This window comes from Mycobacterium paragordonae (assembly GCF_003614435.1).
Classification (GTDB): Bacteria; Actinomycetota; Actinomycetes; order Mycobacteriales; family Mycobacteriaceae; genus Mycobacterium; species Mycobacterium paragordonae.
Map to the genome: position 1 here is coordinate 725,807 of NZ_CP025546.1, position 14,068 is coordinate 739,874.

Consider the following 14,068-nt stretch of genomic DNA (forward strand, 5'->3'; position numbering starts at 1 on the left):
GCAAGTTGAGTATCGGTCTACTCAACCGAGCTCGTTCATGGCGCTGCACGCTGGCCTGATGTCAGACGAACTCACCGAGCGTGAGCGGGCGCTGCGCAGATTGCCGTTGCCGTATTCGCTGGCTCTGCGGCTGCGCGAGGCCGGCGTGGCGAATGAGGTGATCTGCGAATACGTCGGCGTCGAGAACGACTTCCTCGAGGGTTTCTACCGGGTCGCCGAGGCGAAACTTGCCGCACTCCGGCTTCGCAAGCTGTGACGAACCCGTGCGCTGCTGCACCGACTCTCCTACGCTAACCGGGTGCGTCTGACGTGGCCGCTGGTCGGCCGGGCACAGGAAATCGCCGTCATCCGGGCAGCGATATCTGATCCGCGCACACCGGGGGTCCTCGTCTGTGGCGCACCCGGTGTCGGAAAGAGCCGGCTTGCGGGTGACGCACTCACGGGCCTTCATGGGTGCGCCACCCGCTGGGCTGTTGCCAGCGCGTCGGCACAATCGCTTCCCCTGGGTGCATTCGCCGCCTGGGTGCGGGTGCCCGGGCCAGGCGACGGGCAGTTGGTACACCTCGTTCGCGACGTGATCGAATCGCTGACGGCCACAACGCAACACACCGCGGTGGTCATCGCCGTCGACGACGCGCACCTGCTCGACGACCTGTCGGTGTTCGTGCTGCACCAGATCGTCCAGCGCCGGTCGGCCAAAGTGGTGTTGACGGTTCGCAGCGGTGAGCCGCTTTCCGCTGCGCTACGGGAAGTGTGGAGCGCCGGTTTCGAGCGACTGGATCTGCAGCCGCTCTCGGCCGACGAAACAGCGACATTGTTGTCGGCGGCCCTAAATGGGCCCGTTGATCCTGATGTCTCGCAAAGACTTTGGAAGCTGACGCGGGGCAACGCACTGTATCTGCGCAACATCGTCGAACAGGAACGGGCCGATGGCCGGTTGGTGCAACGCCACGGCTATTGGCGATGGACCGGCGACCCGGTGGTGCCGCCCAGTCTGGCCGAGTTGATCGAGTCGCGAATGGGGACATTGCCCGGTGCGGTGGGCGATGTCGTGGACACGCTGGCGGTCGGAGAGCCGATCGAACTGAAGTCCCTGGCGCGACTGGTGGACGCGGCGGCCATCGAGGAGGCCGACGTGCGGGGACTGATTGCGATCGGCCCGGTCGACGGCAGTGTGGAAGTGCGGCTGGCTCATCCGCTGTATGGCGAGCTGCGCCGGTCGCGGGCTGCGGCAACCCGGTTGCGCCGGCTGCGCGGCCGGGTCGCCACCGAGTTGGCCGCGTCCGAAGATCGCGACGAAGTGCGAACAGTGGTGCGCCGCGCGGTGTTGAGCGTCGACTCCGATCTCGCACCCGACGGGGAACTCCTTCTTCGGGCAGCCGAAGGCGCGATGTTCCTCGCCGATGCTCCGCTGGCGGACCGGTTGGCGGCGGCGGCAATTCGCGCCGGATGCGGTGTACCGGCCTACAACATCCGCTCGTTCGCGCTGGCCTGGCAAGGACGCGGTGCGGAGGCCGACGCGGCGGTGGCTGCGACCCCAACCGACGGTCTCTCCGAGGAGGATCGGGTTTATCTGCTCGGTCATCGCGGGTTCAACAGGCTGTGGGGGCTGGCTGATCCCGACGGTGCCAGGCAGCTGTTCGAGGAAGCCGCACACGTGGCGACGGCGTCCACACGTAGCTGGAGCGACGCCTACCTGACCGTCTACTGGGCATCGATGGCACAGCCCCACAAGGCGATTGCCCTTGGGGAGACCGTCGATCTGGAATGCCTGCCCGGAATCATCAGTTCCGCCGCGGCGTGGGCGCTGGTCGTCGCCCACGGCGATGCGGGGCACGCCGCAGAGACGGACCGGGTGGCCGAAGTCGGCTACGCCTGCGTGCAGCGCACGTCCACCGCGGCCCACATGAGGTTGATTCTGGCCGACCGGCATCTGGGTGCGCTGCTGCTCAGTGGTCGCTTGTCGAAGGCCAGCGCCCTGGCGCAGCAGGCGCGTGAGCAGACCGCGGATGTTCCCGGTGTCGCCCAACTTCTGGGCGCGGCGATCATGGGCCGGGCTGCGGCCGGATCGGGACGTCTGGATGAGGCCAGGAAGCACCTGCAGACCGTTGTCGAGCTTTTCGCCGGTGATTCCAACGGTTTTCGCTATCGCTACCTCATTCCGCTCACCGTCACACTGGCCATGTGCGGCCTGGCTGACGACGCGTCCGCCGCACTTGATGCTGTGGAGGCAGAGCACCATCGAAGTTGGGGTTTCGTCGCTTTCGAGCACGAGTTGGCGCGCGCCTGGGTCGCTGCCTGCCAGGGTGCGCTCAGCGAAGCGATCAACATTGCGCTTCGTTCGGCCGAATCGACCTGTGCCACCGGACAATACGCTGCGGAGGTGCTGTGCTTGCAGACGGCCACGCAATTCGGTGCTGGGTCGACGGCAGCACGGCTGGGCGAGCTCGCGCAATTCGTGGAGGGCCCGCGGGTCGGCATCGCCGCCCGGTTCGCCGCCGCGCTGGCGACGGGTGACGGAGCCGAGTTGGTCTCGGTGTCAGAGGATTTCGAAACACAGGGCGATCTCATGGCCGCGCTCGACGCGGCAGCGCACGCAGCGATAGCGTTCCGCCACAAAGACTTACGAGGGTCGGCGTTGAGCTGCTCGACACGCGCGGATGCCCTGGCCGAGCGGTGCGGCGGCGCGATCACCCCAGCGCTTCGTCAGGCCAGCGTGCCCGTTCCGTTCACCTCGCGGGAGCGGGAGATCGTGATGCTGCTCGGAGAGGGCCTGCCCAGCCGTGCCGTTGCCGAGCGCCTGACACTGTCGGTGCGCACGGTCGAAGGTCATATCTACCGGGCGATGACTAAGACCGGAGTCTCCAGCCGCGAGGAACTTGCTGCTTTATTGAAGCCGCGGGGCTGAGGCGCGGGGTTGAAACGAGGGCTTAGTCCTCGTCGAGATATGCGTCGGCCCACGCGCCGATGATCCGGGCAGCCCGCCGAGCCTGGCCCCGCGCGGTGAGCAGGTGATCGGAACCCTCCAGCGAGACGAAGCTGCGCGGGTGGCGAGCCAGCCGGAAGATCTCGGTCGCGTTTCCGATGCCGACCGTGTTGTCGGTCGGCGAATGCAGGATCAGCAGCGGCAACCGTAGTCCTTTGATCTTGTCGTGCAGATGCGCAGCGCGCACATCCTCGACGAAGTCCCGCTTCAGGGTCAGCGTGCGCCCGCCGACCATCCACTCGGCACTGCCTTCGGACAGGCAACGGTCAACCACTGCGTCGTAATGCTTTTCGACGTGGCTCGGGTCTATCGGTGCCGCCACCGTGACGACCGACCGCACCCCCGGTGACTGGCGGGCGGCGGCGAGTGCGGCTGCGCCGCCCCACGAGTGACCGACCAATATGTCGGCCGGGGTTCCGCGCTCGGCCATGAACTCGCATGCCTTGACGATGTCGTTGACCTTGACGGTGAACGACCCGTCGCCCCAATCTCCCTCGGATCCACTGAGACCCAGCGCGTCGAAGCGCAGCATGCCGATCCCGTCGGCGGCCAGTTGCTTGCAAATGCGGGCCGCGGCCGGCGACTCTTTGCCGAGAGTGAAGCCGTGTGCGAACACTCCCCAGCCGCGCACCTCGCCTTCCGGCACGTCGATGATCCCCGCCAGGTTCGGCCCCGTCGAACTTCGGAACGTGACGCGTTCGCCCATGTTGGAGATCTAACACCGCCGACGGCCCGAGCGGTTCGACGCCTGATGGGCAGGTCCGTAACATCGCGTCATGAGGCTTGTCGCGATAATGCCAGGCGCGCACGCTGCTCTCAGCCTGGCGACTGCCGTCCTGCTGGGTTTCGGGTTGGCCATCGGCCCCGCGTCATCGTTGCCGAAGGCAGCGGCGGCCTGCCCCGACGCGGAAGTGGTCTTCGCCCGCGGCCGTGAGGAACCACCCGGCGTCGGCGCCGTCGGGGATGCCCTCGTCAATTCGCTGCGCGGCAAGACGCGGATGTCGATCGGCGTCTACGGGGTCAACTACCCGGCCAACATCACCACCGGCACCGGTGCCAACGACATGAGTGCTCACGTCCAGTCGATGGCCAGAGACTGCCCGAATACGCGCATGGTGCTCGGCGGCTATTCACTCGGCGCCGAGGTGGCCGATTTGGTGACCGGGGGCCGTCCGCTGTTCGGGTTCACCAACGTCCTGCCGCCGGGCGTCGACCAGCACGTCGCCGCGGTCGCGTTGTTCGGTAACGGGACTCGTGGGCTGTCGCCGGCCTTCGCCGGAAAGACGATCGACCAGTGCGCGCCCGGGGATCCCATCTGCGGTAGGGGCACGAACTGGCCGTCGCATCTGCAGCCGTCTTATATCGACTCCGGACTGGTGGATCAGGCGGCCAGTTTTGTGGCAGGCAAGCTGTAGCGGCGGGCGGAATTCTCAGCTAATACCTAACTGCTGAGTACGGTAACGAATCCGATGCGGTGATATTTTAGATCAGCGAGTGTCGCGGTTTCTCTGGCTGGACCGGGACTCGCTGGCTAACGCATTTGGAGAAAAAGTGGACATCGTACTCGGGCTATCGATGACACCGGCGGCGGTTCGTATGGTGCTGGTCGAGGGGCATAAAGCGGATGGCGTCACCGTCGAGGAGAGGGAGTTCCAGGTCGATGTCGGCCGCGGCTCAGCAACTGACCATCTGGTGGCGGTGATACAGGATGTCCAAGACGCTGCAGCGGCGGCCGGCAACCGAGTGATGTCGATCGGCGTGACCTGGACCGACGAATCCGACGCGGGCCGGCTGGATGAGGCGCTGGCTGATTGCAACGCCGGCATCATCACGCTCAGCTCGCCGTTCATCGCCGCGACAACCCTGGCGCAAGCCGTTGCGCAGGCGATCAACTCCGAGCACATGGCGGTGTTGTTCGTTGAACCCGGCAGCGTGACTCTGGCGGTGATTGACGCGGTGCAGGGGGCGATCGCCGACATCCGGAACGAACCGCTGCGCGGCGCCGGTGCCGTCACGACGCCGGCCGAGCTGATCACGTGGGCCGAGACACTCGCCACCCGGCCAGACGGCGTGTTCCTCATCGGGTCCGGGGTGGACATCGCCATGATCAAACTGCAACTCCAGCAGGCAACGTCGCTCGCGGTAATCGTGCCTGAGGAACCGGATACGGCGCTGGCGCGTGGAGCGGCATTGGCGTCCGTCGGCGCATCGCCGACCGCTCTGGCTACCGACGCCTTCGCCTTCGCTCGTGTCTCCGGCACTCGGGAGGACGAGGCGGTGACGCTGCCTCGCGTCGCGTACAGCGTGTTGCCGGACGAAGAGATGGACGCGCCCACCACGGTGCTTGAAACGGGCGAAGAAGCCGAACTGGGCGAGACGCTGCGGCAGCGCAGACCCGTCCTGCTGGTGGGCAGCGTCGGGGCGGTCGCCCTGATCAGTGCCGTTGTGGCGCTTGAAGTTTCGTTGGCGCTCGGTATCCGGCCGGCGGCGGTGGGTTTGCATCACGTCCCAGGTCAGAACCGCCTGATGCAGGCGCCGCTGATGCCTTTGGCGCCGCTGGCGGTCGCGCCGGATTCACGGCCGACGGCGATGCGTCCGACGGGTCCGGTGACGCAACTGCCGCCCTCTGCCCCCTCCATCCCGCTGCCTTCCGTGGTGCTACCCGGTGATTCTTCCGGAGGACCACCCCCCGCTCTTCTCGCGCTGCCCATCCTGATGCCCAACGCCTTGCCGCCGAGGGTCCCGGACGCCGATTACCCCAATTACCCGATACTGCTGCCGCTGCCAGGCGTGCAGCCCCCAAGTGCTGCGCCAAGCATTCCGCCGCGAAAACTTCCGTCGATTCCGGTGACGCAGCCTGCGACGACGGTCCCGGTGACCCAGCCTGCGACGTCGGTCCCGGTGTCGCAGCCCCCCACTTCGGTTCCGGTGTCGCAGTCCGCTACTTCGGTTCCGGTGACGCAACCCCCGTCGACGGTCCCGGTGTCGCAACCTCCGACGACGGTCCCGGTGACGCAACCTCCGACGACGGTCCCGGTGTCGCAACCACCGACCACCGTTCCGGTGTCACAACCCCCCACTTACGTTCCGGTGTCCCAGCCGCCCAGGCCTGTTCCGGTGGCCCCGCCAGCGGTCCACGTCCCCGAAGCTCAAGTGCCCGTTGATGTTCCGGCACCTGATGCTCCGGTGGTTCCGGGCCTGCCGGGTCTGGAAACTCCGCCGGTCCGTGGTCCCGTTCTTGAGGGTCCGACGATTCCTGCCTCGCCAGGCATACCGGCGCAGGATGTGCCTCCGGTCGCACCGCAGCTACCCGCTGCTCTTCCCGCGCCGGCCCCAGAGCCCTTACCCACCGCCGGCGGAGGGAGCGCTGGAATCCCCGGAACCAGCCCCCCGATCACGGGCGGCAGTTCGCTCACCGGCGGTGGCTCGCCCGGCACTGGCGGTGGCTCCCCTGGGGGCTCGTTGGGTGGGGGTTCGCTCGGTGGTGGCGGTGGCTCCCCCGGGGGCTCGTTGGGTGGAAGCTCGCTGGGTGGCGGCGGAGGTAGTTCGATCGGCGGAGGTAGTTCGATCGGCGGCGGAAGCAGCTCCATCGGTGGCGGCAGCAGCTCCATCGGTGGCGGCAGCAGCTCCACGGGTGGCAGTAGTTCCAGCGGCGGCAGTGGCAGTTCCGGCGGCGGGAAAAGGTAGCGCCAGGCCAAACCCCGACACCGATCTGATCGCGGGTGGAGCCATCGACCGCCAATTGCTTGACGCCCTGCCCAACGCGGTGCACTGTGGTGTGATACACGTCATATGACCACTGGTCACACCGGGAGAGGGGCCGCAACCCATGACCACGAAGGACAAGTACACCCACGTCCCCGCGCCGTATTCGTGGGCTGTCCCCAGTGTCGGCGACGCGCGCTTCACCTGGGAGTACGACGAGAGCCGCGCCCGGCTTCTTTCCCTCTACCAGAAGGGCAAGGACAAGCAGTGGGACGCTCAGTTGCGCATCGACTGGGCCCAGGACGTCGACCCCTATAACCCGATCGGGTTGCCCGACGAGTTCAACCCGCTGTTCGGCAGCCCGATGTGGGACGCCGCTGACGATGCCCGCCGCGACGAGATGCGCCAGCACTTCCAGTCCTGGCAGTTTTCGCAGTTCCTGCATGGCGAGCAAGGCGCGATGATCTGCGCGGCCAAGATCGTCGAGGTCGTGCCGGACCTGGACGCAAAGTTCTACGCGGCCACCCAGACCATGGACGAGGCCCGGCACGTCGAGGCGTTCTCGCGGTTCCTGCAGGAGAAGATCGGCCTGGTCTACCCGATCAACAAGAACCTGACGGCGCTGCTGGACGACACCCTGCGCGACTCGCGCTGGGACATGCCCTACCTCGGCATGCAGGTACTCATCGAAGGGCTTGCGCTAGCCGCCTTCGGGGTGCTGCGTGACATGGCCGCGCCGGACTCGCTGGCCAAGCAGGTGCTGGCTTACGTCATGCAGGACGAGGCCCGGCACGTCGCCTTCGGCCGAATCTCGCTGAAGGACTACTACTCCGCCCTGACGGAGGCCGAAAGGGGCGAGCGGGAGGAGTTCGTCGTCGACGCCTGCTACCTGATGCGCGACCGGTTCCGCGGCGAAGAGGTCTTCGAGACCCTCGGCATGAATGTTCAAGAGTGTGCCGACTGGGTCGACAAGTCGCCGCTGATGATCCAGTTCCGCTCGCACCTCTTCAGCCGCATCGTGCCGATCGTCAAAGACATCGGTTTGTGGGGTGACAAGGTCCAGAAGGCTTTCCGGGACATGGGTGTTCACGACATGGCCGGCTTCGACATCGAGGCGCTGATGAAAGCCGATGAAGATCAGGCCGAGGCGCTGGACAAGGCACATGCGGAGATGGCCGAACGGGCCCTCGAGGTGGACCAGGTGATTGCGGCGGGCGCGAGCTAAACCTAAGGGTCAAGGCGAATATCGCGAGCGGAGACCACAACCCGGCAGCGATGAGCGTCTGCCGACGGCTTAGCTACGGGAGTCCCGGCGATCCGTCCAGGCCGAGCAGTCCGCCGGTGCCGCCGGCGCCGGCTTTGCCTGCTTTGCCCGGGGTCACGCTGAAACCGCCGTTGCCGCCGTTGCCACCGTTGCCGATCAGCACGGCATTACCACCTCGACCACCGTTGCCGCCGACGCCGCTGGCGTTGACGGTGGTGTTGGTCCCGCCGTCACCGCCGAGCCCGCCGTTGCCGATAAACCCGGCCACGCCGCCGGCCCCGCCATTTCCGCCGATGATGGCGCTGATACCGCCGGCGCCACCTGCCCCGCCGTCGCCGAAGAGCATCCCGGCCGCGCCGCCGGCGCCGCCGTCGCCGCCTATCGCGGCGCCCGAGGCCGCACCGCCGCCGCCGCCGCTGCCGCCGGTGCCGAAGAGCATTCCGGCTCGGCCTCCGGCGCCGCCCTTACCGCCGATAGCACCGGAGGTGCCACCGGCCCCGCCAGCGCCACCGGCGCCGGCGAACATGCCTGCATTGCCGCCGGCCCCGCCATCCCCGGCAATCGAGCCACCGCCACCGGCGGAGCCCCCGGCCCCGCCATCGCCGAAGAACATGCCTGCATTGCCGCCGGCCCCGCCGTCGCCGTTGATTGCGCCGCCGCCACCACCGGTGCCGCCGGACCCGCCGCTACCGCCGAGCATGCCGCCGTTACCGCCGGCCCCGCCATGCCCGCTGATTGCACCGGCGCTGCCGCCGGCGCCGCCAAAGCCACCGGTGCCGCCGGTGCCAATCAGCCCACCGGAGCCGCCGGGTCCACCGTTGCCTCCTACGGCGGCGCCGGTGAACCCGCCAATACCGCCAGTGCCGCCCGTGCCAAACAGTCCCGCAGTACCGCCGGCGCCGCCGACCCCGCCGTTACCTCCAGCGCCGTTACCGCTGCCACCGGGGCCGCCGGTGCCGCCCGAGCTGAACAGCCCGCCGGCCCCGCCGACCCCGCCGTTCCCCCCGGTGCCGGCCACATTGAATCCACCCGCACCGCCGCCGCCGCCGGCCCCGAACAGCGACCCGCCGGCCCCGCCGGCTCCGCCGTTGGTGGTGCCGGGCCCGCCGGCCCCGCCGGCGCCGCCAACGCCGAACAACCCCGCGGCCCCGCCGGCGCCCCCATTTTGGCCGACCCCGCCGGACCCGCCGTTGCCGCCGCTACCGATCAAGATTCCGCCGGCCCCGCCATTGGCCCCGGTACCTGGGGTCCCATTGGTGCCGTTGCCGATCAGGGGGCGACCGGTCAGCGTCAGGAAGGGCGCGTTGATTGCAGTGAGAAGGGGCTGTAGGGGCGTGGCCGCAGTGGCCTCGGCGCCGGCATACGCGTCTGCACCAGCACCCAACGTCTGCGCAAATTGATCATGGAACGCGGCCGCCTTTGCGCTGAGCGCCTGGTAGCCCTGGGCGTGCCCGGAGAATGCCGCCGCGATGGCCGCCGACACCTCGTCGGCGCCCGCCGCCACCAGCGCGGACGTATTGACCCTCGCGGCCGCATTGGCCGCGCTCAGCGCCGATTCGATACCGGCTAGATTCGCTACCGCCGCTGCCAGCGCCTCTGGCGCCGCAATCAGAAACGACATCTGACACCTCCCAGCGCGCCATGACGATTACGCCATGCCCCCCCGGGGATCGCCGGTCATCACCAAGCGATGAGACCATCATCCTCTCCTGCACACGGTGCCGATTCATTTCGACGAGATTGCTCGAGGCGCTGATGAAAGCCGATGAAGATCAGGCCGAGGCGCTGGACAAGGCACACGCGGAGATGGCCGAACGGGCCCTCGAGGTGGACCAGGTTATTGCGGCGGGCGCGAGCTGACTAATTCAGCGCACTGCGAAGCTCGGCATATGCGGCTACCAGGTCGCCGAGGCTGAAAGCTCTGTTGAGTCCGCTAGGGTTCGGCAGAATCCAAGCCGTCGACCCGGCGAATTGATCGGGGAACCGCCCCCAGCTGACTCCGGATTCGCCGATCATCGCCGAGAAGGCTCGCTTGCCGAGGAACGCGATAACTCGCGGTCTGTAGCGGCGCATCTTCGCCTCGAATTGCGGACGCGCCTGCCGGAACTCGTCCAGCGATATTTCATCGGCCCGTTTGGTCGCCCGGGCGACCAAAGCGGTTATGCCACAGCCGTATTCGAGCAACCGGCGCTCCTCCGACGGACGCAGGCGCACGTCGGTGAACCCGGCGAGGTGCAACACCGGCCAGAAGCGATTACTGCGGTTGGAGAAGTTGTGGCCATCGGCGACCGCCGTGGCAGCAGGGTTGATCCCGCAGAAGACGACCTCGAGGCCGTGCGCCAAAACGTCTGCGTCGTATCCGGTCAACCCGGAACCAACGCCGCACTCTTGGCGGTGTCGGCTGCAAAGAACCCGCGCAGTGCGTCGGCGATCTGTGCCCGGATCGGCGCGCCGGAGACCACCACGTCCACCATGGTCAGCGACAGGTGCGTGTGCCCGCGGGCCCGCACATGCTGCGTCGAAACCCCTGCCGCGGCAAGCGCTTCCGCGTAGGCATCACCTTCGTCGCGCAGCGGGTCAAACTCTGCCGTGACGACGAGTGTTGGTGGCAGACCCGACAGGTCGGGCGTACGCAACGGCGCGATCCTGGGGTCGCCCCGTACCTCAGGATCGGCGTAGTGGTCGAAGAACCATTGCATGAGCGGGGCGGTGAGGCCGTAGCCGTCGGCGTTCTCGGCGTAGGAGCCGCGACTCAGATCGGAATCGACGACCGGCGTGACCAACGCCTGGCCGACGATCGTCGGCCAGCCGGTGTCCCTGGCCAAGCGGCAGACCACGGTGGCGATGCCGGCGCCGGCGCTCCAGCCGCACACCGCAAGGCGGCCGGGGATGCCACCGAGTTCCTGCGCGTGCTCGGCAACCCACCGCGCTGCCGCCCAGCCGTCCTCCAGCGCCGCCGGGAAGCGGTGCTCAGGAGCGTGCCGGTAATCCACCGACACGATGAGCGCATCGCTGCGCACGCAGAGGTCCCGGCACAACGGATCGTCCGAGATGTGATCGCCGAGGACCCAACCGCCACCGTGGAAGTAGACGACGACGGGATGTGGACCCGGGCTCGCCGGCCGGTAGAGCCGGTACGCCAGGGGCCCTGCCGCGCCGGGTAGCGTCCCGTCGACGATCTCGCCGACGTCCGGACCCGGCGGGCGGGCGAGATTCATCTCGCTCATGAGAGCGCGCGCCTGCTCGGGTGGCAACGACTCCAAGGGAGGCAATTCCATCAGCGCCATCTGCTCGAGGACCATCTGGACGTCGGGCTGCAGACGACGCACCACGCCGTCGTTGCACTGTGCGCCGTCGGGCCCGGACAACCTGAAGCCCAGGTAGCCGCGGGCGACTACCTCTTCGCATGCCACCCGGTAGAAGTCGACCCCGGCGGCGTAAGCCATGAAGGTGCGCGGCTTGCCCGGGATGTTCGCACCGACGTACCACGAATTCGCCTGTGGGAAAAGCGTTATCGACGCGGCGTCGTCCACGTGCTGCATCCATCCGGCCTCGGCGAGCTGGGTGGGCTCGATCCGGTCGAAACCGTGGTCGCGCAGATACGTCAACGTGTCGGCGACGAAGTCGACGTGCTGCTCGATGGACACCGCCATGTTGGAGAGCACCGAGGGGCTCTGCGGGCCGGCAATGAGGAACAGGTTGGGGAATCGCTCGGTCATCAGGCCGAGATAGGTGTTCGGACCGTGAGACCACTTGTCCTTCAATACAAGTCCGTCACGACCCACGATGTCGATGGCGGCGACGGCACCCGTGATCGCGTCGAAGCCGGTGGCGAAGACGATCGCGTCGAACTCGAAAGATTCGCCGGCCGTGTCGATTCCGGTCGCTGTCACGCCCACCAACGGCTGGTCCTGCAGATTAACCAGACGGACATGAGGCAGGTTGAAGGTGGCGTAGTAGTTGGTATCCAGGCAGAGCCGTTTGGCGCCGACCGGATACGTTCTGGGGCACAGCGCATCGGCCGTCTTCGGATCCCGCACGATGGCGCGGATCTTGTCGTGAATGAAATCGGCAAAGTCTTTGTTGGCCAATGGGTTACTCATCACATCGGCGTAGAGGTTGAGCACTTCCAGCAGTTCGCCACGTTGCCAGGCGCGTTCGTAACGCTGCCGGCGTTCATCGGCAGACACCGAGAAAGCCGGAACGATGGTGCGCTCTGCCGGAACGCCGCCGAAGGAGTACTTCGCGGCCTGCCGATAGGCCGATTCGTCGGCCATCTCCGCGAGCTTCTCCGGCGCAATGGGACCGTTCTGGGCGGGAATCGAGAAGCACGGCGTGCGCTGGAAGACCACCACTTGCTCAGCCTGAGCGGCGATCAGCGGAATCGACTGGATTCCCGACGAGCCAGTGCCGACGACGCCGACGCGCTTGCCGGTGAAGTCGACGGGTTCGTGCGGCCATCGGCTGGTGAAATACACCTCACCGGTGAAGTTCTCGACGCCATCGATGTCGACATCCTTGGGTACTGAGAGGCAACCCGTCGCCATCACCAGGTAGCGGCAGCTGATCTCTTCACCCCCATCGGTGCGCACGCGGTAGCCGGACGAGTTGTCGTCCCAGTGCGCATGCGTGATCCGGGTGCCGAACTGGATGTCGCGACGGAGGTCGTGCTTGTCGGCGACGTGGTTCAGATAACGCAGGATCTCGGGCTGCGTCGCGTACTTCTCCGACCATTGCCAGTCGCGCGCCCAGTCCGCATCGAAGCTGAACATGTAGTCGACGCTCGGGATGTCGACCCGCGCGCCCGGATAGCGGTTCCAGTACCAGGTGCCGCCGATGTCGTCACCGGCCTCGAATATGCGCATTGACAGACCCGCGAGCCGGAGACGGTACGCGGCGTACAGGCCGGCGAAGCCGGCGCCCACAACCACGACATCGGGGTTGGAGTGTTGATCAGCCATGTGAAACATCATGACTACTTTGAAGCGGTTTGTTTAGGGGTGAAATTGGCCGTGTTCGGTGACGACGGCGCTGATCAAGTCGGCCGGGGTCACGTCGAAGGCGGGGTTGAAGACGTCGGCGTCCGATGGGGTGATCGTGGTGGCACCGTACGTACGGAGTTCGTCTGGTGCTCGTTCTTCGATGGCGATCCCGGCACCGGAGGGCAGCGTGCTGTCGATGGTGGATGACGGCGCGACCACGACGAGCGGCACGTTGTGATGGCGTGCCGCAATGGCCAGGCCGTAGGTGCCGATCTTGTTGGCGACGTCGCCGTTGGCGGCGATCCGATCGGCCCCGACGAGCACGCAGTCGACGAGGCCGCGTGCCATCGCCGCCGCCGCGGCGCTGTCGGGCTGCACCCGGTAGGGCACGCCCGCCTGGGCCAGCTCCCAGGCAGTCAACCGTGAGCCCTGCATCAGCGGCCTTGTTTCATCCACCAGTACGGAATCGACCAAACCGCGCCGGTGCAGATGCCAGACCACGCCGAGCGCGCTGCCCCAGGCGACGGTGGCGAGGTGGCCGGCGTTGCAGTGGCTGAGTAGACGCAGCGGGCGGCGGTCGGTGAGGGAGAGCACGATCTCGGCGGCGTGGCCGGAAGCCTTGTGGTTGAGGCGCTCATCCTCATCGAGGATCGAAAGTGCTTCGGCAAGAACGGCTTCGGCACCCTCGTCGAGCTTGCTGAGTGCGCGCGTGACCCCCCAGCTGAGGTTGACGGCGGTCGGTCGTGCGTTGGCGACCCGTTCGGCGGCCGACCGGACGTCGCCTCCATGACGGGCCGCGAGTACCACGCCGAGTGCCCCCGCCGCGCCGAGTGCCGGGGCACCACGGACCGCCAGGCGGCGGATCGCGTCGATCAGGTCGTCGACGCTGGCCAGGCGCAGGATGCGGTATTCGGCCGGCAGTGCGGTCTGGTCGATGATCGTGACCGAGTCGCCGTCCCAGTCGATCGTCCTGCGCACGTGTCGACCCTAGCTCGCGCCTATGTGGTGACCGCAGCCCCGACTCCGCACGGACTTAAGCCTCTATCCGCTCGGTCGGGACTGACCGACGATGGCACTGGCAGCCACCGACGTGGCTGCGTGAGGAGGGCGACACAGTGCCGACGAAACTGG

Annotated in this window: 10 protein-coding genes and 1 pseudogene; 6 read left to right on the plus strand and 5 right to left on the minus strand. The window is 67.4% G+C overall.

What is annotated here, in order from left to right:
• Positions 1-58 precede the first annotated feature (58 nt).
• Positions 59-256 (plus strand): hypothetical protein, encoded by a 198-nt coding sequence (locus C0J29_RS03290; RefSeq protein ID WP_065162154.1) that lies wholly within the window; start codon positions 59-61, stop codon positions 254-256.
• Positions 257-298: 42 nt separating this feature from the next.
• Positions 299-2,908 (plus strand): LuxR C-terminal-related transcriptional regulator, encoded by a 2,610-nt coding sequence (locus C0J29_RS03295; RefSeq protein ID WP_120791512.1) that lies wholly within the window; start codon positions 299-301, stop codon positions 2,906-2,908.
• 22 nt (positions 2,909-2,930) lie between these two features.
• Here the strand turns inward: C0J29_RS03295 and C0J29_RS03300 are convergent, their stop codons facing one another.
• The gene (locus C0J29_RS03300; RefSeq protein ID WP_065045349.1) at positions 2,931-3,692 is read right to left on the minus strand and encodes an alpha/beta hydrolase family protein; all 762 of its coding nucleotides are present in this window, start codon (positions 3,690-3,692) and stop codon (positions 2,931-2,933) included.
• 70 nt (positions 3,693-3,762) lie between these two features.
• On the opposite strand from C0J29_RS03300, the gene C0J29_RS03305 reads away from it, so the two are divergent.
• The 3 genes from C0J29_RS03305 (at position 3,763) to C0J29_RS03325 (ending at position 7,916) form a co-directional block, all read left to right on the plus strand.
• A complete protein-coding gene (locus tag C0J29_RS03305) occupies positions 3,763-4,401 on the plus strand; it encodes a cutinase family protein (protein WP_065162156.1) in 639 nt (212 codons plus the stop codon).
• A gap of 136 nt (positions 4,402-4,537) precedes the next feature.
• Positions 4,538-6,673 carry a DUF7159 family protein gene (locus C0J29_RS32660; protein ID WP_162951380.1) on the plus strand — a complete coding sequence of 712 codons (2,136 nt, stop codon included), beginning with the start codon at positions 4,538-4,540 and terminating at the stop codon, positions 6,671-6,673.
• A gap of 142 nt (positions 6,674-6,815) precedes the next feature.
• Positions 6,816-7,916, plus strand: coding sequence for a ferritin-like domain-containing protein (locus tag C0J29_RS03325; RefSeq protein ID WP_120791515.1), 1,101 nt, complete (start codon positions 6,816-6,818; stop codon positions 7,914-7,916).
• A 73-nt stretch (positions 7,917-7,989) separates the two neighbouring features.
• On the opposite strand, the gene C0J29_RS03330 is transcribed toward C0J29_RS03325, so the two are convergent.
• Positions 7,990-9,576, minus strand: a complete 1,587-nt coding sequence (locus tag C0J29_RS03330) for a PE family protein (RefSeq protein ID WP_120791516.1) — start codon at positions 9,574-9,576, stop codon at positions 7,990-7,992.
• A gap of 122 nt (positions 9,577-9,698) precedes the next feature.
• Between C0J29_RS03330 and C0J29_RS34720 the strand changes: the two are divergent.
• Positions 9,699-9,815: pseudogene (locus C0J29_RS34720) on the plus strand (aminobenzoate oxygenase); the annotation flags it as partial.
• On the opposite strand, the gene mug reads toward C0J29_RS34720, so the two are convergent.
• The 3 genes from mug to mtnA are packed head-to-tail and all read right to left on the minus strand — an operon-like array spanning position 9,816 to position 13,915.
• Positions 9,816-10,322, minus strand: a complete 507-nt coding sequence (gene mug / locus C0J29_RS03340; protein WP_120791517.1) for a G/U mismatch-specific DNA glycosylase — start codon at positions 10,320-10,322, stop codon at positions 9,816-9,818.
• A complete protein-coding gene (locus C0J29_RS03345) occupies positions 10,319-12,916 on the minus strand; it encodes a flavin-containing monooxygenase (RefSeq protein ID WP_120794523.1) in 2,598 nt (865 codons plus the stop codon). The genes mug and C0J29_RS03345 overlap by 4 nt, the downstream gene beginning before the upstream one ends.
• 33 nt (positions 12,917-12,949) lie before the next feature.
• Positions 12,950-13,915 (minus strand): S-methyl-5-thioribose-1-phosphate isomerase, encoded by a 966-nt coding sequence (mtnA, locus tag C0J29_RS03350; protein ID WP_120791518.1) that lies wholly within the window; start codon positions 13,913-13,915, stop codon positions 12,950-12,952.
• Between the last annotated feature and the right edge of the window lie 153 nt (positions 13,916-14,068).